Origin of the sequence: Geitlerinema sp. PCC 9228 (assembly GCF_001870905.1) — a bacterium.
Classification (GTDB): Bacteria; Cyanobacteriota; Cyanobacteriia; order Cyanobacteriales; family PCC-9228; genus PCC-9228.
Genome location: NZ_LNDC01000135.1, coordinates 1 through 24,753 on the forward strand (window position 1 = coordinate 1; position 24,753 = coordinate 24,753).

At 51.4% G+C, this 24,753-nt stretch carries 34 protein-coding genes and 1 tRNA gene; 34 read left to right on the forward strand and 1 reads right to left on the reverse strand.

All coding sequences use genetic code 11. The annotated features are described in order from the left end of the window. Window positions 1-101 precede the first annotated feature (101 nt). The 33 genes from rplD to AS151_RS14740 all read left to right on the forward strand — a co-directional run bounded on the left by rplD (window position 102) and on the right by AS151_RS14740 (window position 18,806). On the forward strand, window positions 102-740 hold the full coding sequence (gene rplD / locus AS151_RS14580; RefSeq protein WP_071517794.1) for a 50S ribosomal protein L4: 639 nt from the start codon (window positions 102-104) through the stop codon (window positions 738-740). Then, window positions 727-1,041, forward strand: coding sequence for a 50S ribosomal protein L23 (locus AS151_RS14585; RefSeq protein WP_071517863.1), 315 nt, complete (start codon window positions 727-729; stop codon window positions 1,039-1,041). The genes rplD and AS151_RS14585 overlap by 14 nt, the downstream gene beginning before the upstream one ends. 46 nt (window positions 1,042-1,087) lie before the next feature. After that, window positions 1,088-1,918, forward strand: a complete 831-nt coding sequence (gene rplB / locus AS151_RS14590; RefSeq protein WP_071517795.1) for a 50S ribosomal protein L2 — start codon at window positions 1,088-1,090, stop codon at window positions 1,916-1,918. 44 nt (window positions 1,919-1,962) lie between these two features. Continuing rightward, window positions 1,963-2,238, forward strand: a complete 276-nt coding sequence (gene rpsS / locus AS151_RS14595; protein ID WP_071517796.1) for a 30S ribosomal protein S19 — start codon at window positions 1,963-1,965, stop codon at window positions 2,236-2,238. Window positions 2,239-2,301: 63 nt separating this feature from the next. Beyond that, window positions 2,302-2,670, forward strand: coding sequence for a 50S ribosomal protein L22 (rplV, locus tag AS151_RS14600; RefSeq protein ID WP_071517797.1), 369 nt, complete (start codon window positions 2,302-2,304; stop codon window positions 2,668-2,670). A 37-nt stretch (window positions 2,671-2,707) separates the two neighbouring features. Next, window positions 2,708-3,421 carry a 30S ribosomal protein S3 gene (rpsC, locus tag AS151_RS14605; RefSeq protein ID WP_071517798.1) on the forward strand — a complete coding sequence of 238 codons (714 nt, stop codon included), beginning with the start codon at window positions 2,708-2,710 and terminating at the stop codon, window positions 3,419-3,421. Window positions 3,422-3,474: 53 nt separating this feature from the next. Next, window positions 3,475-3,894: a 50S ribosomal protein L16 gene (gene rplP / locus AS151_RS14610; RefSeq protein ID WP_071517799.1), complete on the forward strand. Its 420-nt coding sequence runs from the start codon at window positions 3,475-3,477 to the stop codon at window positions 3,892-3,894. 2 nt (window positions 3,895-3,896) lie between these two features. Next, window positions 3,897-4,148, forward strand: a complete 252-nt coding sequence (gene rpmC / locus AS151_RS14615; RefSeq protein WP_071517800.1) for a 50S ribosomal protein L29 — start codon at window positions 3,897-3,899, stop codon at window positions 4,146-4,148. A gap of 21 nt (window positions 4,149-4,169) precedes the next feature. After that, on the forward strand, window positions 4,170-4,442 hold the full coding sequence (rpsQ, locus tag AS151_RS14620; protein WP_071517801.1) for a 30S ribosomal protein S17: 273 nt from the start codon (window positions 4,170-4,172) through the stop codon (window positions 4,440-4,442). After that, complete coding sequence (gene rplN, locus AS151_RS14625; RefSeq protein ID WP_071517802.1) at window positions 4,439-4,807, forward strand: 50S ribosomal protein L14; 369 nt, start codon at window positions 4,439-4,441, stop codon at window positions 4,805-4,807. The genes rpsQ and rplN overlap by 4 nt, the downstream gene beginning before the upstream one ends. Then, window positions 4,807-5,169 carry a 50S ribosomal protein L24 gene (gene rplX / locus AS151_RS14630; RefSeq protein ID WP_071517803.1) on the forward strand — a complete coding sequence of 121 codons (363 nt, stop codon included), beginning with the start codon at window positions 4,807-4,809 and terminating at the stop codon, window positions 5,167-5,169. Before rplN ends, rplX begins: the two co-directional genes overlap by 1 nt. A gap of 65 nt (window positions 5,170-5,234) precedes the next feature. Beyond that, window positions 5,235-5,780, forward strand: coding sequence for a 50S ribosomal protein L5 (rplE, locus tag AS151_RS14635; protein ID WP_071517804.1), 546 nt, complete (start codon window positions 5,235-5,237; stop codon window positions 5,778-5,780). A gap of 22 nt (window positions 5,781-5,802) precedes the next feature. Further along, window positions 5,803-6,204, forward strand: coding sequence for a 30S ribosomal protein S8 (gene rpsH / locus AS151_RS14640; protein ID WP_071517805.1), 402 nt, complete (start codon window positions 5,803-5,805; stop codon window positions 6,202-6,204). Window positions 6,205-6,265: 61 nt separating this feature from the next. Next, window positions 6,266-6,805, forward strand: coding sequence for a 50S ribosomal protein L6 (gene rplF, locus AS151_RS14645; RefSeq protein WP_071517806.1), 540 nt, complete (start codon window positions 6,266-6,268; stop codon window positions 6,803-6,805). 87 nt (window positions 6,806-6,892) lie between these two features. Next, entirely contained in the window at window positions 6,893-7,255 is a 363-nt protein-coding gene (rplR, locus tag AS151_RS14650; RefSeq protein ID WP_071517807.1) for a 50S ribosomal protein L18, read from the forward strand. Between the two features lie 108 nt (window positions 7,256-7,363). After that, window positions 7,364-7,888, forward strand: a complete 525-nt coding sequence (gene rpsE, locus AS151_RS14655; protein ID WP_071517808.1) for a 30S ribosomal protein S5 — start codon at window positions 7,364-7,366, stop codon at window positions 7,886-7,888. 46 nt (window positions 7,889-7,934) lie between these two features. Next, window positions 7,935-8,387: a 50S ribosomal protein L15 gene (rplO, locus tag AS151_RS14660; RefSeq protein ID WP_071517809.1), complete on the forward strand. Its 453-nt coding sequence runs from the start codon at window positions 7,935-7,937 to the stop codon at window positions 8,385-8,387. A gap of 187 nt (window positions 8,388-8,574) precedes the next feature. Then, window positions 8,575-9,909, forward strand: a complete 1,335-nt coding sequence (gene secY, locus AS151_RS14665) for a preprotein translocase subunit SecY (protein WP_071517810.1) — start codon at window positions 8,575-8,577, stop codon at window positions 9,907-9,909. Between the two features lie 38 nt (window positions 9,910-9,947). Next, a complete protein-coding gene (locus tag AS151_RS14670; RefSeq protein WP_071517811.1) occupies window positions 9,948-10,523 on the forward strand; it encodes an adenylate kinase in 576 nt (191 codons plus the stop codon). Between the two features lie 142 nt (window positions 10,524-10,665). Continuing rightward, a complete protein-coding gene (infA, locus tag AS151_RS14675; protein ID WP_071517812.1) occupies window positions 10,666-10,890 on the forward strand; it encodes a translation initiation factor IF-1 in 225 nt (74 codons plus the stop codon). 435 nt (window positions 10,891-11,325) lie between these two features. After that, window positions 11,326-11,439 (forward strand): 50S ribosomal protein L36, encoded by a 114-nt coding sequence (gene rpmJ, locus AS151_RS20895; protein ID WP_084639614.1) that lies wholly within the window; start codon window positions 11,326-11,328, stop codon window positions 11,437-11,439. A 90-nt stretch (window positions 11,440-11,529) separates the two neighbouring features. After that, a complete protein-coding gene (rpsM, locus tag AS151_RS14685) occupies window positions 11,530-11,913 on the forward strand; it encodes a 30S ribosomal protein S13 (RefSeq protein WP_071517814.1) in 384 nt (127 codons plus the stop codon). Window positions 11,914-12,183: 270 nt separating this feature from the next. Further along, window positions 12,184-12,573, forward strand: a complete 390-nt coding sequence (gene rpsK, locus AS151_RS14690) for a 30S ribosomal protein S11 (RefSeq protein WP_071517815.1) — start codon at window positions 12,184-12,186, stop codon at window positions 12,571-12,573. 140 nt (window positions 12,574-12,713) lie between these two features. Then, complete coding sequence (locus AS151_RS14695) at window positions 12,714-13,664, forward strand: DNA-directed RNA polymerase subunit alpha (protein WP_170861411.1); 951 nt, start codon at window positions 12,714-12,716, stop codon at window positions 13,662-13,664. Between the two features lie 118 nt (window positions 13,665-13,782). Continuing rightward, on the forward strand, window positions 13,783-14,133 hold the full coding sequence (gene rplQ / locus AS151_RS14700; protein WP_071517816.1) for a 50S ribosomal protein L17: 351 nt from the start codon (window positions 13,783-13,785) through the stop codon (window positions 14,131-14,133). 15 nt (window positions 14,134-14,148) lie between these two features. Next, complete coding sequence (truA, locus tag AS151_RS14705) at window positions 14,149-15,021, forward strand: tRNA pseudouridine(38-40) synthase TruA (RefSeq protein WP_071517817.1); 873 nt, start codon at window positions 14,149-14,151, stop codon at window positions 15,019-15,021. 11 nt (window positions 15,022-15,032) lie between these two features. Next, entirely contained in the window at window positions 15,033-15,497 is a 465-nt protein-coding gene (gene rplM, locus AS151_RS14710; RefSeq protein ID WP_071517818.1) for a 50S ribosomal protein L13, read from the forward strand. Next, on the forward strand, window positions 15,485-15,898 hold the full coding sequence (rpsI, locus tag AS151_RS14715) for a 30S ribosomal protein S9 (protein WP_084639616.1): 414 nt from the start codon (window positions 15,485-15,487) through the stop codon (window positions 15,896-15,898). Before rplM ends, rpsI begins: the two co-directional genes overlap by 13 nt. A 141-nt stretch (window positions 15,899-16,039) precedes the next feature. Continuing rightward, window positions 16,040-16,267 (forward strand): 50S ribosomal protein L31, encoded by a 228-nt coding sequence (gene rpmE, locus AS151_RS14720; protein ID WP_071517865.1) that lies wholly within the window; start codon window positions 16,040-16,042, stop codon window positions 16,265-16,267. A 115-nt stretch (window positions 16,268-16,382) separates the two neighbouring features. Next, on the forward strand, window positions 16,383-17,501 hold the full coding sequence (gene prfA, locus AS151_RS14725) for a peptide chain release factor 1 (RefSeq protein ID WP_071517820.1): 1,119 nt from the start codon (window positions 16,383-16,385) through the stop codon (window positions 17,499-17,501). A 182-nt stretch (window positions 17,502-17,683) separates the two neighbouring features. Further along, the gene (psbZ, locus tag AS151_RS14730) at window positions 17,684-17,872 is read left to right on the forward strand and encodes a photosystem II reaction center protein PsbZ (protein ID WP_071517821.1); all 189 of its coding nucleotides are present in this window, start codon (window positions 17,684-17,686) and stop codon (window positions 17,870-17,872) included. 163 nt (window positions 17,873-18,035) lie between these two features. Next, window positions 18,036-18,656: a 6,7-dimethyl-8-ribityllumazine synthase gene (gene ribH / locus AS151_RS14735; RefSeq protein ID WP_071517822.1), complete on the forward strand. Its 621-nt coding sequence runs from the start codon at window positions 18,036-18,038 to the stop codon at window positions 18,654-18,656. Window positions 18,657-18,734: 78 nt separating this feature from the next. Further along, a tRNA-Gly gene (locus AS151_RS14740) sits at window positions 18,735-18,806 on the forward strand. A gap of 148 nt (window positions 18,807-18,954) precedes the next feature. On the opposite strand, the gene AS151_RS14745 is transcribed toward AS151_RS14740, so the two are convergent. Continuing rightward, window positions 18,955-19,389 (reverse strand): CAAD domain-containing protein, encoded by a 435-nt coding sequence (locus AS151_RS14745; protein WP_071517823.1) that lies wholly within the window; start codon window positions 19,387-19,389, stop codon window positions 18,955-18,957. Window positions 19,390-20,035: 646 nt separating this feature from the next. Between AS151_RS14745 and AS151_RS14750 the strand changes: the two genes are divergently transcribed. After that, entirely contained in the window at window positions 20,036-24,733 is a 4,698-nt protein-coding gene (locus tag AS151_RS14750) for a PAS domain S-box protein (protein WP_071517824.1), read from the forward strand. Window positions 24,734-24,753 lie beyond the last annotated feature (20 nt).

Consider the following 24,753-nt stretch of genomic DNA (forward strand, 5'->3'; position numbering starts at 1 on the left):
TCACATCCAGCCAATCTTTAAGAAAGATGGCTACGACTATCAAGTCAATAAAAGTCAATTATTGTCCAGTAAATAACCTATTAGTAAGTAGCAGAACAAATATGGTTAACTGCGCTGTCAAAAACTGGGAAGGAGAAGAAGTCTCCCAAATCAACTTCGAGTGGCGGGTCGCCAAACCGGAAAACGCCTCTCACATCGTGCATCGCGCCCTCGTGCGTCAGATGACCAATTCCCGCCAAGGGACAGCCTCTGCCAAAACTCGTTCCGAAGTTCGCGGTGGCGGACGCAAACCGTGGCGGCAAAAAGGAACCGGTCGCGCCCGGGCAGGGTCCATTCGCTCGCCCTTGTGGCGCGGTGGTGGCGTAATTTTCGGTCCCAAACCCCGCGACTTTGAAATCAAAATGAACCGCAAAGAAAGACGGCTAGCCTTGCGCACCGCCTTTCAAGACTGCTTGCAAGACGCCGTGGTGGTGGAAGACTTCAACGACCGGCTGCCACGTCCGAAAACCAAAGAAGTCTATGCCGCCTTGCAGCGATGGGGCATCGATCCCGATCGTTGTCGGGTTTTGGCGATCGCGCCGAAACCGGATCCCAACGTAACCCTCTCCATGCGCAACCTACCAGGCGTCAAGCTCATCTACGTCAACAACCTAAATGTTTACGACCTATTGACCGCCGACCGCCTGGTGGTAACCTCAACCGCCTTGAACCAAATCCAGGAGGTGTATGGTGACGACTAACCAACCAGAAGACCTGCGGACCCTAGCCGATATCATCCGCCGCCCCATCGTAACCGAAAAAGCCACCATCCTCATGGAAGAAAACAAATACACCTTTGAGGTGGCACCGCAGGCAACCAAACCACAAATTCGAGCCGCCATCGAGCAGCTGTTCGACGTCAAAGTGGACAAAGTCCGCACCGTCAATCCCCCACGCAAATATCGCCGCGTCGGTCGCTTCTTCGGGCACAAACCCCGCTATAAAAAAGCGATCGTTACCCTAGCCGGCGACGACAGCATCACCTTGTTCCCAGAAGTATAAACCTGGACTCTGTCGCCCCCGATTGTCGCTCACACCAGCAATTGTTATGGCTATTCGTACCCTCAGACCTTACACACCGGGAACGCGGGATTACAGCCTATCCGACTTTTCGGAAATCACCCGCGCACAACCAGAAAAAGCCCTCACCAAAGGCAAGCATCGTGCCAAAGGCAGAAACAACCGCGGTACCATCACCTGCCGCCATCGCGGTGGGGGCAACAAGCGTCGCTATCGGTATGTAGACTTCCGCCGGGACAAACACAACATTCCCGCCAAAGTCGCAGCCATCGAATACGACCCCAACCGCAACGCGCGTATTGCCCTGCTGTACTATCAAGACGGGGAAAAACGGTACATCCTGTATCCCACCGGCTTGCAAGTAGGTAGCTTTATCACCGCCGGTCCCGACGTTCCCATCGAACTGGGCAATGCCCTGCCCTTAAGCCGGATTCCCCTGGGAACCGCCATCCACAACGTGGAACTGGTTCCCGGCCGTGGCGGGCAAATCGTTCGCGCCGCCGGCAGCATGGCCCAAGTAGCCGCCAAAGAAGGTAACTACGTTACCATCAAACTGCCCTCCGGAGAAGCCCGCATGGTCCGCAAAGAGTGCTATGCCACCATCGGACAAGTGGGCAACTCCGAACAGCGCAATATTAACCAGGGCAAAGCTGGTAGAAAACGCTGGAAAGGACGCCGTCCCCACGTACGCGGCAGCGTGATGAACCCCGTGGACCACCCCCACGGCGGCGGCGAAGGTCGGGCCCCCATTGGCAAACCCAGTCCGGTAACCCCCTGGGGCAAACCCACCTTGGGCTACAAGACCCGCAAACGTAAGAAAAACAGCGATAAATTTATTGTTCGCCGTCGGAACAAATAATTCAATTGCTGCATTGATTGGTTGAACCAAATGGAGGGATCGCAATGGGTCGTTCTCTGAAAAAAGGCCCTTTCGTAGCAGATAGTTTGCTCAAAAAAATTGAAAAGCTGAACGAAAAGGGTGATAAACAGGTGATTAAAACCTGGTCCCGTGCTTCCACAGTTCTCCCCGATATGGTGGGGCATACCATCGCCGTTCACAACGGCAGGCAGCACGTTCCCGTTTACATCACCGAACAAATGGTGGGGCACAAGTTAGGCGAGTTTGCCCCCACCCGGACCTACCGGGGACACGCCAAAGACAAAAAGGCCGGTCGCTAGGACTCCCCTCGGTCTGCAAGCAGATTTTCGCCACTTGCTAGGAGCAACAATTAGGAGAAAGATATGGCTGTTGCTGTTGACGATACCCAAGAAGTGAAGGCGATCGCCCGTCACATACGCATGTCCCCCACCAAAGTGCGTCGCGTCCTCGACCAGATCCGCGGCCGTACCTATCAAGATGCTTTGATTGTACTTCGCTTTATGCCCTACCGCGCCTGCGAACCGATTCTGAAAGTCTTGCGTTCCGCCGCCGCCAACGCCGAACACAACGAAGGTTTGGACCGTGCCAGCTTGGTGGTCAGCAAAGCTTTCGCCGACCAAGGCATTTACCTGCGGCGCTATCGACCCCGGGCACAAGGACGGGTTTATCAAGTGCGCAAACCCACCTGCCACATTACCATCGCCGTCGCGCCTCAGCTAGAAGAGGAGTAGACAACCTCACTGGTGGATTCATTGTAAGGAGAGATTCGTGGGACAGAAAATACATCCAACGGGTTTCCGCCTTGGCATCAATCAAGAACACCGTTCCATTTGGTTTGCCAACAGCGGTCGCTACCCAGAACTATTACAAGAAGACTTCCAAATCCGCGACTACGTTTACAAGCAGCTTAGCAACGCTGGGATTTCCGAAATCCGCATCGAGCGCAAAGCCGACCAAATCGACTTAGAAGTACGCACCGCCCGTCCCGGAGTGGTCGTCGGTCGCGGCGGCAGCGGCATCGAAGCCTTGAGAACCGGCTTGCAGGATTTGCTGGGAGGCAACCGCCAAATTCGCATCAACGTCGTGGAAGTGACCCGCGTGGATGCCGATGCCAACCTGCTCGCGGAATACATCACCCAGCAACTAGAACGTCGGGTTTCCTTCCGTCGGGTGGTCCGCCAAGCCATCCAAAGAGCCCAAAAAGCTGGTGTAGAAGGAATTAAAATTCAAGTCAGCGGGCGTTTGAACGGGGCAGAAATTGCCCGGACAGAATGGACCCGAGAAGGACGGGTTCCCCTGCACACCCTGCGGGCCGACCTAGACTATTCCTACCGCACCGCCCACACCCAGTACGGCATTTTGGGCGTTAAGGTCTGGATCTTTAAAGGAGAAATTATTCCCGGCGAGGAAGATACCTCGGCTGCCGCCGAATCCCAGCCCATTCGCCGGCAACAACGGCGTCGGGATGGCGTGGGGGCATAAATACCCCGACCGGTTGTCAGTTGCGCCAGTTAGATGTTTAAAGGATAATTGTTATGCTTTTTCCAAAACGGACCAAATACCGCAAGCAGCAGCGCGGGCGCATGAGAGGTAAAGCCACCAGAGGGAACAATTTAAACTTTGGTGAGTATGGCTTAATTACTTTAGAACCTCATTGGATTACCGCCCGCCAAATCGAGGCCAGCCGTCGCGCCATGACCCGCTACGTCCGCCGGGGTGGCAAAATTTGGATTCGTATCTTCCCAGACAAGCCCATTACCATGCGCCCCGCCGAAACCCGGATGGGATCCGGGAAAGGAACCCCCGAATATTGGGTGGCTGTCGTCAAACCCGGTCGGGTCTTATTTGAAATGGGAGGCGTATCTAAAGAGGTGGCCTTGGAAGCACTGCGCCTAGCTTCCCATAAGTTGCCTGTGAAGACGAAGATTATTACGCGCGAACAGGAGCAAACATAACTATGGCGTTTCCTAAAATTTCTGAAGTTCGGCAGTTAAGCGACGAGGAAATCGCTCAAGAAATTGTGCGCCTCAAACAGCGATTGTTTGAATTGCGCTTGGAAAAAGCAACGGGTCGTTTGGAGAAACCCCACGAAATCAAGCACGCCAAACACCGTTTGGCCCAGTTGATGACCGTGGAACATGAAAGAAAACAACAAACCAGCACCCAGAGCGAGGAAGCATCCGAACCATCACAAACCTCTGCCACCTAATGGGATGAAGGAGTTATTTCCATGGCAACGAAAGAAAGAGTTGGTGTTGTAGTCAGCAACAAAATGCAAAAGACCGTGGTGGTGGCAGTGGAAAACCGCACCGCCCACCCGAAGTACGGCAAAATTGTGGTGCGTACGAAGAAATATAAGGTTCACGATGAGGAAGAACGCTGCCTCGAAGGCGATCGCGTACGCATCCAAGAAACGCGACCCCTCAGCCGTACCAAACGCTGGAAAGTTTTGGAAATCATAGAAAGTCCTTCTCGCTTGGAACAAGTAGGAGAGCAAACGTGATCCAGAAAGAATCGTACCTCAAAGTAGCCGATAACAGCGGCGCGAAAAGCTTAATGTGCATCCGCGTCTTAGGCAGCGGTAACCGTCGCTATGCAGGCGTTGGCGATGTGGTGATTGCCGTGGTTAAAGACGCCATTCCCAACATGGCCGTGAAGAAATCCGATATCGTGCGGGCTGTGATTGTTAGAACCCGCAAAGGACTGCGTCGCGAAAGCGGCATGAGCATCCGCTTTGACGATAACGCCGCCGTGGTCATCAACCCCGACAACAACCCCCGCGGTACCCGGGTGTTTGGTCCGGTGGCAAGGGAATTGCGCGATCGCAACTTCACCAAAATCGTTTCTTTGGCACCGGAGGTTCTCTAATGGCATCCAAGAGAAAGCGCAAACAGCAAAAACCCGCCAAACCCTACAAAATGCACGTAAAAAAAGGAGATACCGTCCAGGCCATCTCTGGCAAAGACAAAGGCAAAATTGGGGAAGTTTTGCGCGCCCTCCCCAAAGAGAGCAAAGTCATCGTTAAGGGGATGAACGTCAAAACCAAACACGTGAAACCCCAACAGGAAGGCGAATCCGGGCAAATCGTCACCCAAGAAGCCCCCATGCACAGCTCCAACGTCATGCTGTATTCCACCAAAAACGAAGTCGCCAGCCGGATTTGCTATACCTTCACCGAAGACGGACGCAAAGTCCGCAAACTTAAAAAAACCGGCGAAATCATCGACTAAATTCAACGCCACCCATCTGGCCATTACCCCCCTGACCAAGACCAGGGACAACGAGGATAGCAACCATGACCCTAAAACTCAAAAAACAGTATCGGGAAAGCATTGTACCGAACCTGATGAAACAGTTTAACTACAGCAACATCCATCAGGTTCCCCAACTGGTCAAAATTACCATCAATCGCGGCCTGGGAGAAGCCGCCCAGAACGCCAAAGCACTGGATTCCTCCATTCAGGAACTATCCGTAATTACCGGACAAAGACCGGTGGTTACCCGCGCCAAAAAAGCGATCGCTGGCTTCAAAATCCGCAAAGGCATGCCCATCGGCTTGATGGTAACGCTACGGCGCGAACGCATGTATTCCTTTCTCGAACGCCTGATCGACCTAGCGCTGCCCCGCATTCGCGACTTTCGCGGCATCAGTCCCAAAAGCTTTGACGGTCGCGGCAACTATACCTTAGGCATTCGCGAACAACTTATTTTTCCAGAAGTCGATTACGACAGCATCGACCAAATCCGTGGCATGGACATCACCATCGTCACCACAGCCAATACCGACGAGGAGGGTCGCGCCTTGCTCAGAGAATTAGGCATGCCCTTCCGTGACAATTAAGGGAATAGAATCAGGAGGGAAGATGGCGGCTAACGACACAATCTCAGATATGCTCACCCGGATTCGCAATGCCTGTTTGGTGAAGCACCCCACCACGGAAGTGCCTTCCACCAGAATGACACGTAGCATTGCCCAAGTCCTCAAAGAAGAAGGTTTCATCGCCGACTACGAAGAACACAGCGAAGGAGTCAAGAAAAATATCACCATTTCCTTGAAATACAAAGGGAAAAACCGCCAACCCACCATCCATACGCTCAAGCGAGTTAGCAAACCGGGATTGCGCGTGTACTCCAACCGCAAAGAACTACCCCGCGTATTGGGCGGTATCGGCGTAGCCGTAATTTCCACATCCAAAGGCATCATGACCGACCGCGAAGCCAGACGCCAAGGCATTGGCGGAGAAGTCCTCTGCTACATTTGGTAGCGCCACCGCTCTTTCCGCCCCAGCCCAACGCAGCGAACACTCGCCCTGAGGAAACCAAACTATGTCTCGAATTGGCAAGCGTCCTGTTGAAATCCCCGACAAAGTCAACCTCACCCTAGACGGACAACAAGTTAGCGTCAAAGGACCGAAAGGAGAACTCTCCCGGGTTCTGCCCGATCGCGTCATCATCGAACACGAAAACAACACCGTCACCGTCCGACCCCGGGATGACTCCCCACAAGCCAAACGGCTGCACGGATTGTGCCGCACCCTCATCGCCAACATGGTCGAAGGCGTATCCAAAGGATTTGAAATTCGCCTGGAAATCCAAGGGGTCGGCTACCGCGCCCAGCTGCAGGGCAACACGCTAACGCTCAACCTGGGCTTCAGCAAACCCGTGCAAATGGCAGCTCCAGAAGGCATCGAGTTTGCCGTAGAAAACAACACCAACATCTTCATCCGCGGCATCAACAAAGAAAAAGTCGGCGATACCGCCGCCAAAATTCGCGACCTGCGCCCCCCCGAACCCTACAAAGGCAAGGGGATTCGCTACCAAGGAGAACAAGTACGGCGCAAAGCCGGCAAAGCCGGGAAAAAATAATGTGTGGGTTTGCCCCTTGGTTGCTGGCAGTCCCAGATCCTTCTTTGTCTGTTCCCTAGCCATCCAGTCATTTAAGCAGAAGCGATTATGAAGCGAACTCGTAAAGAACAAATTAAAAGACGCCACGATCGGGTGCGCAAGCGTGTCTTTGGTACCCCCGAACGTCCCCGCTTGTGCGTCTTTCGATCCAACCAACACATTTACGTGCAAGCCATCGACGATACCCAGCACCATACCATCGTAGCCGCCTCTACCCTGGACAAAGACCTGCGATCGCAGCTTTCCTCCACCGCCACCTGCGAAGCCGCCGCTTCTGTAGGTAAACTAGTGGCCCAGCGAGCTCTAGAAAAGGGCGTGCAAAAAGTCGTCTTCGACCGCGGTGGCAACGTCTACCACGGCCGCGTCGCTGCCCTCGCCGAAGGCGCTCGAGAAGGGGGATTGAACTTCTAACCACCCCCCTCGCAGCTGCCACCGCCGGCCGCCAGCAGCTCCCCCAATCCCCCACCACAGGCATACACGCAAACCAACCAGAGCATCCCAACGAACAAGGACATATCTATGGCAGAGCGTCGTCAAAAAAACAATCGCACCCGCGAAAAAGACTCCAACTGGCAAGAACGGGTTGTCCAAATCCGCCGGGTTAGCAAAGTCGTCAAAGGCGGGAAAAAACTGAACTTCCGCGCCGTCGTGATTGTGGGCAACCAAAAAGGTCAAGTGGGCGTAGGCGTCGGCAAAGCCGGCGATGTCATTAGCGCCGTGAAAAAAGGGGTTGCCGATGGCAAAAAACACCTGGTGGACGTTCCCCTGACCAAATCTAACTCCATTCCCCATATCTCCTACGGTCAAGCAACCGCCGCCGAAGTCCTCCTGCGACCCGCCGCCCCCGGAACCGGTGTAATTGCCGGTGGTGCCGTGCGTACAGTACTCGAACTGGCGGGCGTACGCAACGTCCTGGCCAAGCAGCTGGGGTCCAACAACCCCCTCAATAACGCCAGGGCCACCGTCCATGCCCTCTCGGAACTGCGTACCTTCTTGGAAGCTGCCCAAGAGCGCGATGTGCCCCTAGAGCAAATCTACTCCTAAACCAATGATGAAGTGAGCGATCTGTAAGATGCCAACAGCGATAGCTATGAAAATTCACCAAGTGAAGGCAAAACCCAGTTCTTACCAAAAACGGCGACGCTTGGGACGCGGTATTTCTGCCGGACAAGGCGCTAGCTGCGGCAAAGGCATGCGCGGACAAAAAGCTCGTTCCGGTGCCGGTCCCCGCCCTGGCTTTGAAGGCGGTCAACAACCCCTTTACCGTCGTTTGCCCAAGTTGAAATACTTCCCCAAGGTAAACTCGAAAGAATATATGGCAGTGAATGTGGGGCATTTAGCTACCTTTGAAAGCCATGCCGAAGTGACCCCACAAACCCTGCAAGAAGCAGGCATTATCCATCAGATCAAGGCACCGGTAAAAATTTTGGGCGATGGCGAGCTGAACGTTCCCCTGACCGTAAAAGCCGCCGCCTTTAGCCGCAGCGCTCGCGCCAAAATTGAAGCCGCTGGTGGCCGCTGCGAAATTGAAGGGCAGTCCTAGAGTCACCAGCCCCAATCTAGCCGCCTTGGTAAGTCGTCCGCTAACCGGACCGGGAAACGCAAAACAGCGATCGCCTTGGCCTCCCCGATTCTTCTTAAAAAGCAGCAAGCGGCCGGGTATGTGCCCTCTGGTGGCAATGGGTTAAGCTAAACGTTAGGCTCTGTACTCTTACCTGAGGTATTCCTTTATGGTTACTCCTCGCGATTCCACAACACCAAGCGCCCAGGAAACCTTCATGCAGATGGCGAAAGAGGCCGGACTGCGCGGTAGGTTGCTGGTAACCATTGGCTTGATTTTTTTGGTCCGCTTGGGGATTTATTTACCAGTTCCTGGTATCGACCGGGAACGATTTGCTGCCGATATCCAAAATGCCCCTTTTATTGGTTTTTTAAATATTTTCTCCGGGGGTGGATTTGCCACCTTGGGGATTTTTGTGCTCGGGATTTTACCGTTCATTAACGCATCAATTATTATGCAGTTGATGACGGCGGCCCTCCCGCAACTGGAAGATTTGCAAAAAAATGAAGGGGAAGCGGGCAGGCGCAAAATTTCCCAATATACCCGTTACGTAGCCTTGGGCTGGGCCATTATTCAAAGTACCGCCTTTTCTTTTTGGCTGCGCAACTATGCGGAAAACCCCGATGCTCCCATTCTCTTTGTCCTGCAAACGGTGCTGACCCTAACGGCCGGGTCCATGTTTGTGATGTGGGTTTCGGAGCTGATTACTGAAAAAGGTATTGGCAACGGGGCTTCCCTATTGATTTTTGTCAACATTGTGGCTACCTTGCCCACGTCATTGGGACAAACCATCGAACAGGCACAGGTCAGCGCCCAACAAGGCAACCGCGAGTTTTTGGCTGGGGTGCTGGTGCTGACGTTGGTGTTTTTGGTGATGATTGTCGGTATTGTCTTCGTTCAAGAAGCCAACCGCCGGATTCCCATTGTTTCGGCACGCCGACAAGTGGGTCGCCGCTTGTACCGCGAACGGACGAGCTACCTGCCGCTGCGCCTCAACCAAGGTGGTGTTCTGCCGATTATTTTTGCTTCTGCCGTGTTGTTTTTGCCCCTGTCTTTAGCACAGCTAACGGGCAATGCTTGGTTGAGCGAAATAGCTGCCTACCTCAATCCGGCCGGGCAGGCCCCTTGGTTGTATGCCTTGGTTTATTTGGTGTTGATCGTTTTCTTTAGCTATTTCTATACATCTTTGATTATGAATCCCGTGGATATTTCCCAAAATTTGAAAAAAATGGGTTCTAGTATTCCGGGAATTCGTCCGGGCAAGGCAACCAGCGATTACCTGCAGCGGGTTTTAAATCGCTTGACTTTATTGGGGGCGATTTTCCTCGGTTGCGTAGCTATTGTGCCGACAGCAGTGGAAAGCGCTACCCAGGTACGCACTTTCCAAGGTTTTGGGGCTACTTCCTTGCTGATTTTGGTGGGAGTGGCTATTGAAACCGCGAAGCAAGTGCAAACGGCGGTTATTTCCCAACGCTACGAACGAATGGCGAATACGAAATTGTAGAACGTCTCGAAGTTTAGAAACCATAGCGATAAATAACCATGCGAGTAATTTTATTAGGACCTCCAGGGGCAGGCAAGGGAACTCAAGCTGCTACCCTAGCGGAAAAAGAAAATATTCCCCATATTTCTACGGGGGATATTTTGCGCCAGCATGTTGCCGAAGCTACGTCTTTGGGACAGCAGGCAAAATCCTATATGGAGGCGGGGGATTTGGTCCCTGATGATTTGATTTTGGCGATGATTCGCGATCGCTTGACCCAGGAAGATACCAAACAGCGTGGGTGGATCCTGGATGGGTTTCCTCGAAATGTGGATCAAGCTTCCTTTTTGGAACAGTTGCTCTGGGAAATCGAGCAGCCTTTCGACTATGCGGTGAATTTAGAGGTTCCTGACGAAACGTTGGTGACCCGCCTGTTGCAACGCGGGCGCGACGACGATACGGAAACAACCATTCGCCGCCGCTTGCAAGTTTATCGGGAACAAACGGCACCGGTGATTGATTTTTACCGACAGCGCGATCGCTTGCAATCGGTCAATGGCGATCGCTCTATGGCAGAAGTAACCGCAGCTTTGCAAGGCACCCTACAAGAAAACCCCAGTACAGCTGGTAAATAACCGCTGCCAGGCCAACTGCCCTCACCCGGCTAGTTGGACCTGGGTAGGATATCGATGAGTGGCTGGGACCAAAAGCCTCTTTTCTAAAATAGATTTGGGCAAGCTTCGTCTTAGTCACTCACTGTTATGGAGGAAACCTACCTTGGCTAAACAGGATTTAATCGAATTAGAAGGCACAGTAACCGAATCACTCCCCAATGCTATGTTTCGCGTCGATCTGGACAATGGCTACAACGTCCTAGCCCATATTTCGGGCAAAATTCGCCGGAACTATATCAAAATTCTCCCCGGCGATCGCGTGAAAGTGGAACTGACCCCCTACGACCTGAGCAAAGGCCGCATTACCTACCGTTTGCGGAAAAAGTAACCCAGCATAGCGTCCTTTCCTGTTGTTTTCCCCCACCAAATCTTTGCAATTAAACCGGAAATTGGTATAATATTAAGTTTGTAGTGTTGCCTTTATCGGCATCGTCCCCAGGGAAAGCCCGGGGCTTGTGACTTCCCCGCCACCAGCCGAGGAACCTCCGCCCTTTCTCCGGACAGCGCGGCCGGCAAACGGATCGAAAATACCCAGCGGAGATGTCCGAGCAGGGGGATAACCGTGCCCTAGCCCAAGCAGCGACGGCCGCGGTGGCGAGCTCGTCACCAACTGCCCTACAGCCGGGGACCTAGACCGTTCCGCCCAACTGGGATTCCATTTCCCCCGACTCCCTGCTTGGGGAATTGACGGTAGCACCAGCCGCCCGAGCCATTTTCCCTCCACCAAATCCAGCAGTGGTTTCCAAACGCCCAAATTATAGTTATGAAAGTAAGAGCATCCGTCAAAAAAATTTGCGATCGATGCCGCGTCATTCGCCGTCGCGGCCGCGTGATGGTTATATGTTCTAACCCGAAACACAAGCAACGTCAAGGTTAGCCCCACCATCGCGCTCTTAGAGCCTGCCAATCGGCTGGCCATATGTGTTGTTTGTAGTTATTGCAGCTAGAAAAAGCAAGGGAGACAATCGTGGCACGGATTGCTAGTGTCGATTTACCGCGCGACAAGCGCATTGAAATCGCCCTTACCTACATTTACGGCATTGGGTATACCCGGGCTCGGGAAATCTTAGCCCAGACCAGAATTAGTCCCGACACCAGGGTCAAAGACCTGCAAGATTCTGAAGTCGCTACTTTGCGGGACACCATCGAAAACAACTACCAAGTTGAAGGGGACCTGCGACGTTGGGAAACCATGAACGTCAAGCGTCTCATGGACATTGGTTGCTATCGGGGGCGTCGCCACCGCATGGGATTGCCCGTACGCGGTCAAAGAACCCGCACCAACGCCCGCAGCCGGCGCGGCGGTCGCAAAACCATTGCCAACAAGCGGAAAGCCCCTTCCCCCAAATAACCGTCAGACAGAGGGCCTTCTCAATCGAGGCCTTGCCCCGACCAACCTACCCACTCCCCACGCAGCACCCGCAGCCACTTGGTCTGAGGGACAACTCTCTGGGCGAGGGGGTATCTGTTTCGTGGTTCCACCGCAGGAAACGTACTTCTGAAGCCTCAGTTGCTTTGGGAGCCTACTAGCGGTCCTGAAAACCCGCTTGGCAAATCGCCAATGTCATTGTTCCTATCCATCGTTCGCAGCAAATTTCAAAGTTCTCAAAGTTAAAGTCCTATGGCAAAACCAAAAAAAGGCGGAGCTCGCAAACAAAAGAAAAATGTCCCGAATGGGGTAGCGTACATCCAGTCTACATTTAACAACACCATCGTAACCATTAGCGACACCAATGGAGAAGTAGTTTCCTGGTCATCAGCCGGTGCCACTGGATTTAAAGGTGCCAAAAAAGGAACTCCCTTCGCCGCCCAAACCGCAGCAGAAAACGCCGCGCGCAAAGCCAGCGACCAGGGCATGCGCCAAATTGAAGTCATGGTCAGCGGTCCTGGTGCCGGTCGGGAAACTGCCATCCGCGCTTTGCAAGCCGCCGGGCTGGAAATCACCCTCATTCGCGATGTAACGCCCATTCCCCACAACGGCTGTCGTCCCCCCAAACGCCGTCGCGTCTAAGGGATGGCTACTGCTTCGGGAGATTTTTTAGGATTGAGATCGCTCAGCTCAATACCGAACAGCACTCCGCAGCCTCGCAGCAAATACCGATTCGGAAGGCAAAGAGCTTTCCGTTGATACAGGAGAAGGGAGGTTACTCCGTGGCGCAGTTTCAAATAGAATGTGTGGAAACCCACACAATTGAATCCGATCGCAGTCAATACGGCAAATTCGTCATCGAACCGCTAGAAAGAGGGCAAGGAACCACCGTCGGCAACGCTCTGCGGCGGGTGCTGCTGTCCAACCTAGAAGGAACCGCAGTCACGGCGGTGCGGATTGCCGGCGTCAATCACGAATTTGCCACCATTCCAGGCGTGCGGGAGGATGTGCTCGAAATTCTGCTCAACATGAAAGAGATCGTCCTCAGAAGCCATTCCTCCCAGCCACAAATCGGTCGGTTGTTGGTTCAGGGACCTGCCGAAGCTCGAGCGGAACACTTTGACGTTCCCTCGGAAGTGGAAACCATCAATCCCAACCAGCATATTGCTACCCTTTCGGAGGGGGCAACCCTGGAAATGGAGTTTCGCATCGAGCGAGGAGTGGGCTACCGACCAGTAGAAAAAAGTCAAGAAGACGGATCGGCTTTGGACTTTCTGCAAATCGATGCCGTCTTTATGCCCGTGCGGAAGGTAAACTATATTGTCGAAGATGCCCGGGTAGGCGGTTCTTTGGAAAAAGAGCGGCTGATTTGGGAAATTTGGACCAACGGTAGCTTGCCCCCCCAAGAAGCCCTCAGCGAAGCAGCCAAAGTGCTGGTGGATTTGTTTTCGCCGCTCAAGGATATTACTTTGGAGTCCATGGACAAAGAAGAATCTCCCGTGGAAGACCCCACCAGCCAGATTCCCATCGAAGAACTGCAGCTATCCGTACGTGCTTACAATTGCCTCAAACGCGCCCAAATCAATTCAGTAGCCGACTTACTGGATTATACCCAGGAAGAACTTCTAGAAATTAAAAACTTCGGGCAGAAATCTGCCGACGAGGTAATCGAAGCCCTGCAAAAACGTTTGGGGATTACCCTTCCCCAAGAAAAACCAGCCAGAACGCCGTAGACATTGAAGCGCTGCCTCTCCCCTGCCATGCCAGGGGCTGGCTGGTCGGGAACGCCCTTAGTTATGGCGTATCCGTCTTTCTCATCCACTTGTCGTTTGAAGATATTTCCGTACAACCATGCGTCACCGTCGTCGTGTTCCCCATCTAAGCAAGCCAGCCGACCAAAGGCGGGCGCTGTTGCGATCGCTAACCACCGAACTCATCCGCCACGGTCGCGTCACCACCACCAAAGCCCGGGCCAAAGCCGTCCGCTCCGAAGCCGAACGGATTGTCAACCTAGCCAAAAAAGGAACCCTGGAAGACCGGCGGCGGGCCTTGGGCTACCTTTACGATAAAAACCTCGTGCATGCCCTGTTCAGCCAAGTCCACGAACGCTACGGCGATCGCCAAGGGGGTTATACCCGCATCATCCGCACCGTCAGCCGCCGCGGCGACAACGCGGATATGGCGATTGTGGAGCTGGTCTAGCAGGCCGGGCCATTCATGAGTGCGTCCAAGCAGCGAATTGCCCTGGTTCTCCAGTACGTGGGGACCCATTTTCACGGATGGCAGCGGCAACCCCAGCAACGCACCGTCCAAGAAGAAGTGGAAAACGCGATCGCTTCCATTGCCCAACAACAGGTTCCCCTCATTGCCGCCGGCAGAACCGATACGGGCGTTCACGCCGCTGCCCAAGTAGCCCACTTTGAAGCCAACAGCTCCATTCCGGCCACCAAATGGAAAGCGGTCTTAAACGCCCAACTACCCGCAGATATCACCATTTTAGACTCGCAATCGGTTCCCGCCAACTGGCATGCACGCTTTTCCGCGATCTGGCGTCGCTATCGCTATACCATCTATACCGACGCCATCCCCAACCTATTCATCCGGCCCTTTGCTTGGCACTACTACCACGCCGCGCTCGATGAACTAGCCATCCAACAAGCACTGATTCCCTTACTCGGGCAGCACCACCTGTCCGCTTTTCAGCGCAGCGGTTCCCAACGCACCCATGCTTGGGTCAACGTCCACCGCGCCACCTGCCGGCGTCTGGGGTCTTTCCTGTACATCGACATGCAAGCCAATGCCTTTCTCTACGGCATGATGCGTTTGCTGGTAGGCATGCTAGTGTTGGTAGGGAGAAAACAGCTCTCCGTAGCTGACTTTCAAGATATTTGGCAGCAAGAACGGCGCGAACTGGTGAAATACGCTGCCCCCGCCCACGGATTGTGTTTGCTGGGTGTAGGCTATCCCCATTCCCCCTTTTCTCCGCGCATTTGGCAGGCTACCATGCCCCACTTTCTGGTTCGTCCCCTGACGGCCGATGCTCCCCCACCTGCCTCCACCTGCCATGGGCCAACCCAGGAGTCACTATAAGGATCGAAACAATGAACAAAACCTACACACCCACCCCCAAAGACGTAGAACGTCCCTGGTACGTCGTTGATGCCTCTGGGCAGCGTCTGGGACGTTTGGCCAGCGAACTGGCCAACCTCTTAAAAGGCAAAACCAACCCCCAATACGCGCCCCACATGGATACGGGAGCTTTCGTCGTCGTGGTCAACGCCGATAAAGTGGCCGTGACCGGTAAAAAACGCTATCAAAAGCTCTACCGCCGCCACTCCGGAAGACCCGGCGGCATGAAGGTAGAGACCTTCGAGCAGCTGAAAAACCGCATTCCCGAGCGCATCATCCAAGAAGCTGTCAAAGGCATGCTCCCCAAAAACACCTTGGGGCGGCAAATGCTGAAAAAACTCAAAATCTATGCCGGTCCGGAACATCCCCACACCGCGCAAAAACCACAAAAAATTGACTTGCAAACCATTCCGAAAGGAGGAGAATCATGGCAGTAAACGAAACCGACCGGGTTGTCTATCGAGGAACCGGTCGCCGCAAAACCTCTGTAGCTAGAGTGCGTTTGGTTCCCGGAGATGGTCAAGTCACCATTAACAAAAAGAGTGCCGACGACTACTTTCAAGAAAATCCCAGTCATCTGGCCAAACTAAAATCTCCCATGGAGACCCTGGGACTGGAAAACGACTACGATGTCTTGGTCAACGTCCACGGCGGCGGCTTGACCGGACAGTCAGAAGCCATTCGTTTGGGGGTGGCGCGGGCGATTTGCCAGCTCGACCCGGAAAACCGCCATCCCCTCAAGAGCGAAGGCTATTTGACCCGTGACCCCAGGGCAAAAGAACGGCGCAAGTACGGGCTGCGTAAAGCTCGCAAGTCCCCGCAATACTCGAAACGCTAGATCGCAGGGACTGGCAAAAAACGTTAAAATAACAATAACAGCGGTAGATTGGGCGCTGCAATCTGCCGTCCCCAATCATTCCAGCGAGAATCTTTCTTTCTACTGTTTCATCGTATCATTGGCTATTTTTCGGAGTTGGTTATGCCCAAACCAGACATTCACCCTCAATGGTATCCCGAAGCGAAAGTTTACTGTAACGGCGAGTGGGTAACCACCGTCGGTTCTACCCAACCGGAACTTCACGTAGACGTTTGGTCGGGGAACCATCCTTTCTACACGGGAACCCAACGAATTATTGACACGGAAGGACGTGTCGAGCGGTTCTTGAGAAAATATGGTATGAAAGGAAAAAACAACCAGACAAAATAAATAATCAGGTGTCCTACGAGGGGCATTTTGATGCTGGTTGGGTCCTTGTTCTTTTCTAGCAGCGCCAAGGGGCTGCTAGAATTCTCTGCTATCTCGACATGGCGATCGCGGCATTATGGCTGAAGCTTATTTACTCAACAAACTACAATCCGTCGAACAAACCTATCAAGAGCTAACGCGCCGTCTGGCCGATCCGGATGTAAGCAGCGATCCGAGCGAGCTGCAACGGATTGCCAAAGAGCGTTCGATGCTTGATGACATCATCAGTACCTACAACACCTGGAAAGAGGTGAACGAGGAACTAGACGGAGCCAAACAAATTCTTAAAGATGCGGGTGGCGACCAGGAAATGCGCGAAATGGCGCAGCTGGAAGTCCAACAGTTACAAGAAAAACTAGAAAATATTGAAAATCGCTTAAAAATCTTGCTTTTGCCGCGCGATCCCAACGATGAGAAAAGCATTATGTTGGAAGTGCGCGCTGGTACCGGAGGCGATGAAGCCTGCATTTGGGCGGGGGATTTGGTGCGCATGTACACCCGCTACGCTCAAAGCCAAAACTGGCAGGTGAAGTTGTTAAGCGAATCCCCTTCAGAGGCTGGCGGGTTTAAAGAAGCCATTCTGGAAATTCGCGGCGATTGGGTATACAGCAAGCTAAAATACGAAGCCGGCGTACACCGGGTGCAACGGGTACCAGCCACCGAAGCGGGGGGTCGCGTGCATACGTCTACAGCTACGGTGGCCGTGATGCCGGAAGTGGACGATGTGGATGTGCAAATCGATCCCAAAGATGTGGAAATTAAAACCGCACGTGCCAGCGGTGCCGGTGGGCAAAATGTGAACAAGGTGGAAACCGCTGTCGATTTGTACCACAAACCAACGGGATGGCGTATTTTCTGTCAAGAAGAGCGATCGCAGCTGCAAAACCGCGAACGTGCCATGCAAATTTTGCGCGCCAAACTGTACGAATGGGAGCTGCAAAAACAGCATAGCGAAGTTACGGACATGCGGCGATCGCAAATTGGCGGCGGCGAACGTTCCGAAAAAATCCGCACTTACAACTACAAAGACAACCGCGTCACCGACCACCGTCTCAACCAAAATTTCAACCTCGATACGGTTTTGGAAGGAGATACCCTTGCCGGCAACCACAACCTGGAATCCATTATCCAAGCCTGTATTGCCAAAGACCAACAGGAAAAGCTCAGCAAATTGGCAGAAACAGCCTCCGCTTAAAAAAACCAGGCAGTTTTCGGAAAAAGGTAGGCAAAAGTTGGGCAAGCTCGGAGAAAATATAGCCGCGATCGACCCATTTTTTGGTAGCGTACTACTCGGGGGCGATCGCGTTCCCCATACCTACCTAGTTTTTAAGTAATTTTCACTAGTTCTTTATCGTACTGTCTTGGGAGAAAAGGAACATGTCTATTTTGTTTCAAGTAGCTTTAACGGCGCTGGTTTTACTTTCTTTCGTGATGGTGGTGGCTGTGCCAGTTGCCTATGCTTCTCCTGCCAACTGGGATCAATCCAAAAGATTGATTTTCGTTGGTTCTGGATTGTGGATTCTTTTGGTGATCGCCGTTGGCGTTCTCAACTACCTGGTGGTATAACCTCTAGCAGCTTCCAAGCCTATAGCCAAAAAATTTTGCTAGGTATGCGGGAAAAAGTGGGCGGGGTTGACCCTGCCCGATGCCTTTTTCCCCTCTATTTTTGATATTCATTTTCAACCGTTCAAAATCTCTATAAATCTCTATTTCATCAACCACAGCCAACATGACTGTTTTTGAAGGAACTTTTACCGACGCGCAATCCTTGCAATTCGCGATCGCTATTGGTCGTTTTAACGACATGATTACCAACAAGCTCCTGCAGGGATGCCAGGATTGCCTCCAGCGTCACGGTGTCGATACCAACCCCCATGGTAGCCAAGTTGATTATATCTGGGTGCCCGGTAGCTTCGAGCTGCCCATGGTAGCCCGCCAGTTAGCCCTTGCTAGCAACTACGATGCTATTATTTGTCTGGGAGCGGTCATTCGCGGTCAAACGCCCCACTTTGACTACGTAGCCGCCGAAGCCTCCAAAGGCATTGCCAACGCCAGCTTCCAAACCGGCGTTCCCGTGGTTTTTGGGGTAATTACCGCCGATACCATGCAGCAAGCCTTAGAACGGGCTGGCATCAAAAGCAATTTGGGGTGGAGTTATGCCATGAATGCTCTGGAGATGGGCAGCCTCATGCGTAATTTACGGCAAAATGCGATCGCGGGCAAACTCGGTCACTCCCCCGGCATGCTAGCTGGTTCGGCAGAAGGGGAAAACACCACCACCAAACCCGCCGAATCCAGTGTTTGGTTTTCCCCATCCGAAACGCCGGAAGATTTTGGCGAGCAAATTTAAAAATCCCTTGACACTCCCGGAAACTTTTGCCATAATAATAAAAGGCTTTCACGGAAAGCACCCGATCGACCAAAGCAAGCGGGTATAGCTCAGTGGTAGAGCGCCACCTTGCCAAGGTGGATGTCGCGCGTTCGAATCGCGTTACCCGCTCTTTTTCATTTTTCAGCAACAAACCTAGGGAAAAGGTCGTTGGCACCTACCCCTAGGTTTTTTTGTGGACAGACGAACAAGGGTGGCACAAAAGTCCACCCTCCTAAGAAATATATTGATATAGCGATCGCCCTCTAGCTGGGAGAAATTAAGAAGATTTTTTCGACTGTCCGCTGCCCAGGATTTGTTCCTTGTAATTGGAAAACCCTTGAGCGAGTTCCTGGCGGGTAGATACATTTAGTAAATAGCGCCAGATAAACCAGGCCGAGTATCCCATGCCAATGACTTCAAATAAAGGCGCTAGTAGAGGAATTTCGTTAATCGCCGATAGGATAGCCAGCAGTACCTTCAACGTAATGATGGTACCAACAATCAGCAGTACCGTAACCAAAGGTTTTTGGTACTCCCCAAGGAAATTCCCAATTTGTTCCGGCAACTCAGACAGCAGTTGTAGAATTTTTTGTCTGGTTTGCTCCCATTGAGAATTGGATTCTTCCTCGGAAGCAACTGGAACCAAGTCACCGCGTTCCTCCGCGTTGACAGAAACGTTGGATTGCTCTTCTTTTTGAGTTTCGGAGTTCATAAGAATTCAGAGATTGAAGTACGATAACAGGTACAGCTTCAGATGCATGTGCGCGGCACTTCTTGCAGCTGGTTGGCACTAGGAACGCCAACCAATATCTCAGAAGTACCCAACTCCCATCAAAAAATGGGATTTGCTTCTAGCCTATTGAATATACACGCTAAACCTGGCCGCCAGCAAGACGGCAACCGGCTAAAATTTCCCCTTAGCTCAAAATAGGGTAGTATCTTTTAACCGTTTCCCATCTGGGAAAATCATACCGGTTTTTGTTAAAAAAGGTCAAACTCCTAGCGGTAGCCAAGATAGCTGCTGTTATTGCTAGCAGATAGATTGAAAGCAATTTGTTTCCCAGATATTTGTAAATAAAATTTAAAATAATTTAGGAATTGTTAGTAAAATCGCCTCTCCCCTTGTCCACCCCAACAGGATTCAGTACCCCGATGGCAGCAATGACGATCCGGGAAACGCTCAATTTTTATTGACCCAGTGCCGTCTAACTAGGATAAAAACCAGCTAGAATTATTCTTAGTTCCTTCTGATATTGGCGATCGCAATAACCATGATTGAAATTTCTTCTCATTTTCTATTCACAAGTGGCTATATGCCTCATGGAAGTTGCTATCTTTGGCAAACACAACTTGTTTGGTTGCACGCACTGTCCGATTTTACCATCGCTATATCTTATTACATTATAACTTTATTGTTAATTTACTTTATTTGGAAACGAAATGACATCCCCTTTAAAGGGATTTTTATTTTCTTTAGTCTTTTTATTCTTGGCTGCGGTACCACACATCTGTTAGAAGCGTGGACTCTCTGGCATCCTACATATTGGTTTTCTGGTAGTATCAAAGCCATAACCAGTCTCATTTCCTGCTATACAGCCTTGTGGCTGGTTCCTGTCCTGCCAAAAATTATTGCTCTTCCCAGTCCCAAACCGCTAGAACAAGCCAACCAAGAATTAGCCAAACAAGTTTCCGAACGACAGCAAGCAGAAGAAAAAATCAAAACCCTGAACAACGAACTAGAAACCAAAGTACAAGAACGCACCCAAGCCTTAGAAAAAGCCAACTCAAAACTGCAAAAAACCAGCGCCGAATTTCGTGCCATCTTCCGTTCGCTACCCGATGCCATCATCTTTGCCGACGAAAAACGGCAAATTGTGATGGTCAACCCAGCCTTTACAGACATATTTGGTTACCAATCCCAGGAAGTCTTGGGAAGAACGACCCAGTTTTTGTACGCCAACTCAGCAGACTTTTACCATCAAGGGGAACAACGGTTTAATGTCACTGCGTCCGAAGATCCTTCTCGCAAGGAAATCGCATATCAAACCCGCAACGGCAAAACCTTTTGGGGAGAAACCGTTGGTGTTCCCGTTCGAGACTCCCAAGACAACGTACTGGGATTTGTAGGTATTGTACGGGATGTCAGCGATCGCCGCCAGCGCCAGCAACAGCTACAACTGCTAGAACGAGCCATATCTGCCAGTTCCAATGGAATTTTAATTAGCGATGCCGCACAACCAGGCAATCCCATTATTTACGCAAATAAAGGCTTCGAACGTATAACTGGATATCAACAACATGAAATTCTAGGAAATAGCTGTAGCTTTCTGCAAGGAAACGAACGCTCGCAAGCCACAATCGATGAAATTCGCCAAGCCTTGCAAGAACAAAGAGGCTGCCACGTCACCTTAAGAAACTACCGCAAAGATGGTTCCCTATTTTGGAACGAACTATCCATTTCGCCAGTATGGGATAGCAACGGTCATTTAACCCATTATATCGGCGTTCAAACCGATATAACCGAGCGCAAATTAGCAGAAGCGCGTTTGCAGGAAAGCGAAGAGAAATTTCGGCAACTCGCAGAAAACATCAATCAAGTTTTCTGGATGAGTACCTTTGATTTTCGTCAAGTTTTGTACGTTAGTCCCGCTTATGAAAAAATCTGGGGAAGAGATCGGTCTTTCGTTTACCAAAACCCGCTTGCCTGGACAGATCCCATTCATCCAGAAGACCGCGATCGCGTTATTTCTAAAATTGACAAGCAAGCATCGGGAGAATTTGACTTAGAATATCGTATTGTCCGTCCCGACGGCGAAATTCGTTGGATTCGCGACCGCGCTTTTGGCGTTTACAACGAGCAAGGGGAACTTTATCGTATAGCTGGTATCGCCGAAGACATTACCAACCGCAAACTTGCCGAACAAAAATCCCAAGCCGAAGAAGAAGCATTGCGCGACCTTTATCAAATTGCTTCTTCCCAAAAACTGACCTTCCATCGACGCTTGCAAGCTTTACTCACCATGGGAAGACAAAAATTTGGCATGGAAATGGGTATAATCTCCCACATCCAAGGCGATCGCTACCAAATCCAAGCCATACAGACCCCATCCAAATCTTCCCTAAATATCCAAACTGGGGATATTTTCAACCTACAAGATACCTTTTGCCAGCAAGTATTGGCCTCCGAAGAACCCATCGCTTTTCGGAATGCCGGAAATAACGACACCTGGCGCATTCATCCAGCCTATCAAACCACCCAAATCGAAGCTTTTCTGGGAACGCGGATTGTAGTTGGTAGTTTTCCTTACGGTACCCTGAGTTTTTTCAGCCTTCACCCGCGCCGGCAAGACTTTCAAGAAAGCGATCGCCAACTCATTCGACTGATGGCACAGTGGATCGGAAACGAACTCAATCGCCAACAACTGGTTTGCTCTTTAGAACGACAAGTACAGCGGAGTCAACTAACCGAACAAATTACAAACCAAATTCGCCAAAGTTGGTATCCCCAAGACATTTTCGACACCGCCGCCAGTCAAATCGGTCGTGCCTTCAACGCCTCTCGCTGCCTGATTCACAGCTATAGCAACGATTCCATGCCAAAAATTCCGCTAGTTTCCCAATACGTCAAACCCGAAGTACCCCATCTGAGCTACCAAGTACCAGTTCATAACAATCCTCACGTCTGGAAAATTTTAGAAAAAGACCAAGCCGTGGTCTCTCCCAACGTTTATACCGACCCTTTACTAACTCCCGCAACTGACTTGTGTCGCCAGATTGGTCTCAAATCCATGCTTGCCATTCGGACTTCCTACCGCGACGAACCCAATGGCATCATTGCACTGCACCAAGTAGATACATACCGAGAATGGACCTCAGCCGAAATCGAACTGTTAGAAACCGTTGCCGCACAACTGGGAATTGCTCTGGCACAAGCCAATTTATTGCAAGCCGAAACCAATCGCCGTACCGAACTCAGTACCGCCAACCAACAATTGCAACGTGCCAAACAAGAAGCCGAAGCCGCCAACCGTGCCAAAAGCGAATTTCTAGCCATGATGAGCCACGAAATTCGTACGCCGATGAACGCCATTGTTGGCATGGCAGAACTCCTGCAGCAAACCCACCTCAGCGAACAACAACGGGAGTGTACCGAAACCATCGCCGACAGCAGCCAGGTTTTGTTAGCACTCATTAACGATATTCTTGATTTTTCTAAAATTGAGTCCAATCGACTGGAACTGGAAACGCAACCTTTCTCCATTTACCGCTGCGTCGAAAGCTCCTTAGATTTGGTTTCTCCCAAAGCCAATGACAAACAGTTGGATTTGGCTTACTGGATCTCGCCAGAGGTTCCGGAAATTCTGACTGGAGACGAAAACCGATTGCAACAAATTTTGCTCAATCTTTTGAGCAATGCCGTTAAATTTACCGAAACGGGAGAAGTGCTGCTGGCGGTATCTGCCAAATCTCAGTCGCCATCTACTTACCAACTCACTTTTGCAGTACGGGATACGGGAGTTGGTATTACTGCCAAATCAATGGAGCAATTATTTCATGCGTTCGTACAAGCTGATAGTTCCATTTCCCGTCGCTACGGCGGTACGGGATTGGGGTTGGCAATTAGCCAGCGTTTGGTAGAAGTGATGGAGGGTACCATTTGGGTAGAAAGTCAAGGAAATATCGGTGGTTCTCCTCCTGGTGAATGGGAATCGCCAATTCCAGCTTTTATATCAACAGTGGATTTTGGTTCTATTTTTTATTTTCGTGTGGTGCTGGCTGTGGCGGCAGAAGCCGACGAACCCTCTATTTTTTCCCAAACCCAACCCATAGCTGAATGGCAACAAAAGCGTTTGCTGTTGGTGGATGGCAATCTTACCCAGCGAGAAGTTTATACGCGGCGTATGGAATCGTGGGGAATGCAGGTGTTGGCGGTAGCTTCTGCTTCCGAGGCACTGGCTTGCTTGCAGCGGGGAGAGTTCTTTGATGCTGCCATGACGAACAGCCATCTGCCAGATATGGATGGTGTGGTGTTGGCAGAACAAATCCAAAATTTGGATATCTCGCCAAAAAATATGCCGTTGGTTTTATTAAGTTCTGTGAATATTTCTCGTTGGCAAGCGACAGTACGCGATCGCTTTGACAAAATTGTCGAGCAACCAGTGAAATTGACCCAACTGTATCAAATTTTAGCGTCCATCCTAGCCGTACCATCCCAACCATTCGCTGCTACCGAAACCACACAACCAACTGCCAAACATTCTACTGGTACGGATGCTTCCCCTTCATCGGTGCGCATTTTATTGGTAGAAGATATACCAGCCAACCAAAAAGTAGCACAGCAAATGTTGCAAACCTTGGGATACCACGCCGATACTGTAGAAAACGGTTTGCAAGCCGTGGCTGCCTGCCAGCAAATCCCCTACGATATTGTGCTGATGGACGTGCAAATGCCGGAGATGGATGGTTTGACGGCAACCCGTCACCTGCGTCAAGAAAATTTACAGCGCCGTCCTTATATTATTGGGATTACCGCACATGCTAGTTTGAGCGATCGCGAACAGTGCCTGCAAGCTGGTATGGATGACTATATTAGCAAACCCATTCGCCTGTCCAAACTAACATCGGCGTTGCAGGTTTGGTGGGACGGGAACCAATCGAGTACGCCATCGCCAGTATCTCCAGAAAATACAGAAGACACAACCACATCGGCTATTAACTGGGAAATTTTGCGAGAATTACAAAAAGCAGGTGGTGGCGATCGCGAATTCGTGCAAGAAGTGATAAATAGTTACTTAGAAGATGCTCCCCAGCGGCTAGAAGCCATCGAACAAGCTATTGCGAAAAACCAATCCCAACAACTCACATCATCAGCTCATGCCTTGAAATCTCTCAGTGCTACCGTAGGAGCTAGCTATCTAGCCAATTTATGCGAACAACTCCAGGAACTAGGCAAACAAAATCGTGTGGAAGAGTCTTCCGAGATAGCAACCCAATTGCCTGATGCCTTTTCTCAAGTTCGCCAAGCTTTGCAAGAACAACTGCAAGAACAACTGTAACTATCTCAAGAGCGTTAGGT

Excerpts from the sequence above, each read along its gene's own strand:
- rplD (WP_071517794.1), top strand. The coding sequence starts at position 102 with ATGGTTAACTGCGCTGTCAAAAACTGGGAAGGAGAAGAAGTCTCCCAA.
- AS151_RS14585 (WP_071517863.1), top strand. The coding sequence starts at position 727 with ATGGTGACGACTAACCAACCAGAAGACCTGCGGACCCTAGCCGATATC.
- rplB (WP_071517795.1), top strand. The coding sequence starts at position 1,088 with ATGGCTATTCGTACCCTCAGACCTTACACACCGGGAACGCGGGATTAC.
- rpsS (WP_071517796.1), top strand. The coding sequence starts at position 1,963 with ATGGGTCGTTCTCTGAAAAAAGGCCCTTTCGTAGCAGATAGTTTGCTC.
- rplV (WP_071517797.1), top strand. The coding sequence starts at position 2,302 with ATGGCTGTTGCTGTTGACGATACCCAAGAAGTGAAGGCGATCGCCCGT.
- rplP (WP_071517799.1), top strand. The coding sequence starts at position 3,475 with ATGCTTTTTCCAAAACGGACCAAATACCGCAAGCAGCAGCGCGGGCGC.
- rpmC (WP_071517800.1), top strand. The coding sequence starts at position 3,897 with ATGGCGTTTCCTAAAATTTCTGAAGTTCGGCAGTTAAGCGACGAGGAA.
- rpsQ (WP_071517801.1), top strand. The coding sequence starts at position 4,170 with ATGGCAACGAAAGAAAGAGTTGGTGTTGTAGTCAGCAACAAAATGCAA.
- rplX (WP_071517803.1), top strand. The coding sequence starts at position 4,807 with ATGGCATCCAAGAGAAAGCGCAAACAGCAAAAACCCGCCAAACCCTAC.
- rplE (WP_071517804.1), top strand. The coding sequence starts at position 5,235 with ATGACCCTAAAACTCAAAAAACAGTATCGGGAAAGCATTGTACCGAAC.
- rpsH (WP_071517805.1), top strand. The coding sequence starts at position 5,803 with ATGGCGGCTAACGACACAATCTCAGATATGCTCACCCGGATTCGCAAT.
- rplF (WP_071517806.1), top strand. The coding sequence starts at position 6,266 with ATGTCTCGAATTGGCAAGCGTCCTGTTGAAATCCCCGACAAAGTCAAC.
- rplR (WP_071517807.1), top strand. The coding sequence starts at position 6,893 with ATGAAGCGAACTCGTAAAGAACAAATTAAAAGACGCCACGATCGGGTG.
- rpsE (WP_071517808.1), top strand. The coding sequence starts at position 7,364 with ATGGCAGAGCGTCGTCAAAAAAACAATCGCACCCGCGAAAAAGACTCC.
- rplO (WP_071517809.1), top strand. The coding sequence starts at position 7,935 with ATGAAAATTCACCAAGTGAAGGCAAAACCCAGTTCTTACCAAAAACGG.
- secY (WP_071517810.1), top strand. The coding sequence starts at position 8,575 with ATGGTTACTCCTCGCGATTCCACAACACCAAGCGCCCAGGAAACCTTC.
- AS151_RS14670 (WP_071517811.1), top strand. The coding sequence starts at position 9,948 with ATGCGAGTAATTTTATTAGGACCTCCAGGGGCAGGCAAGGGAACTCAA.
- rpmJ (WP_084639614.1), top strand. The coding sequence starts at position 11,326 with ATGAAAGTAAGAGCATCCGTCAAAAAAATTTGCGATCGATGCCGCGTC.
- rpsK (WP_071517815.1), top strand. The coding sequence starts at position 12,184 with ATGGCAAAACCAAAAAAAGGCGGAGCTCGCAAACAAAAGAAAAATGTC.
- rplQ (WP_071517816.1), top strand. The coding sequence starts at position 13,783 with ATGCGTCACCGTCGTCGTGTTCCCCATCTAAGCAAGCCAGCCGACCAA.
- truA (WP_071517817.1), top strand. The coding sequence starts at position 14,149 with ATGAGTGCGTCCAAGCAGCGAATTGCCCTGGTTCTCCAGTACGTGGGG.
- rplM (WP_071517818.1), top strand. The coding sequence starts at position 15,033 with ATGAACAAAACCTACACACCCACCCCCAAAGACGTAGAACGTCCCTGG.
- rpmE (WP_071517865.1), top strand. The coding sequence starts at position 16,040 with ATGCCCAAACCAGACATTCACCCTCAATGGTATCCCGAAGCGAAAGTT.
- prfA (WP_071517820.1), top strand. The coding sequence starts at position 16,383 with ATGGCTGAAGCTTATTTACTCAACAAACTACAATCCGTCGAACAAACC.
- psbZ (WP_071517821.1), top strand. The coding sequence starts at position 17,684 with ATGTCTATTTTGTTTCAAGTAGCTTTAACGGCGCTGGTTTTACTTTCT.
- ribH (WP_071517822.1), top strand. The coding sequence starts at position 18,036 with ATGACTGTTTTTGAAGGAACTTTTACCGACGCGCAATCCTTGCAATTC.
- AS151_RS14745 (WP_071517823.1), bottom strand. The coding sequence starts at position 19,389 with ATGAACTCCGAAACTCAAAAAGAAGAGCAATCCAACGTTTCTGTCAAC.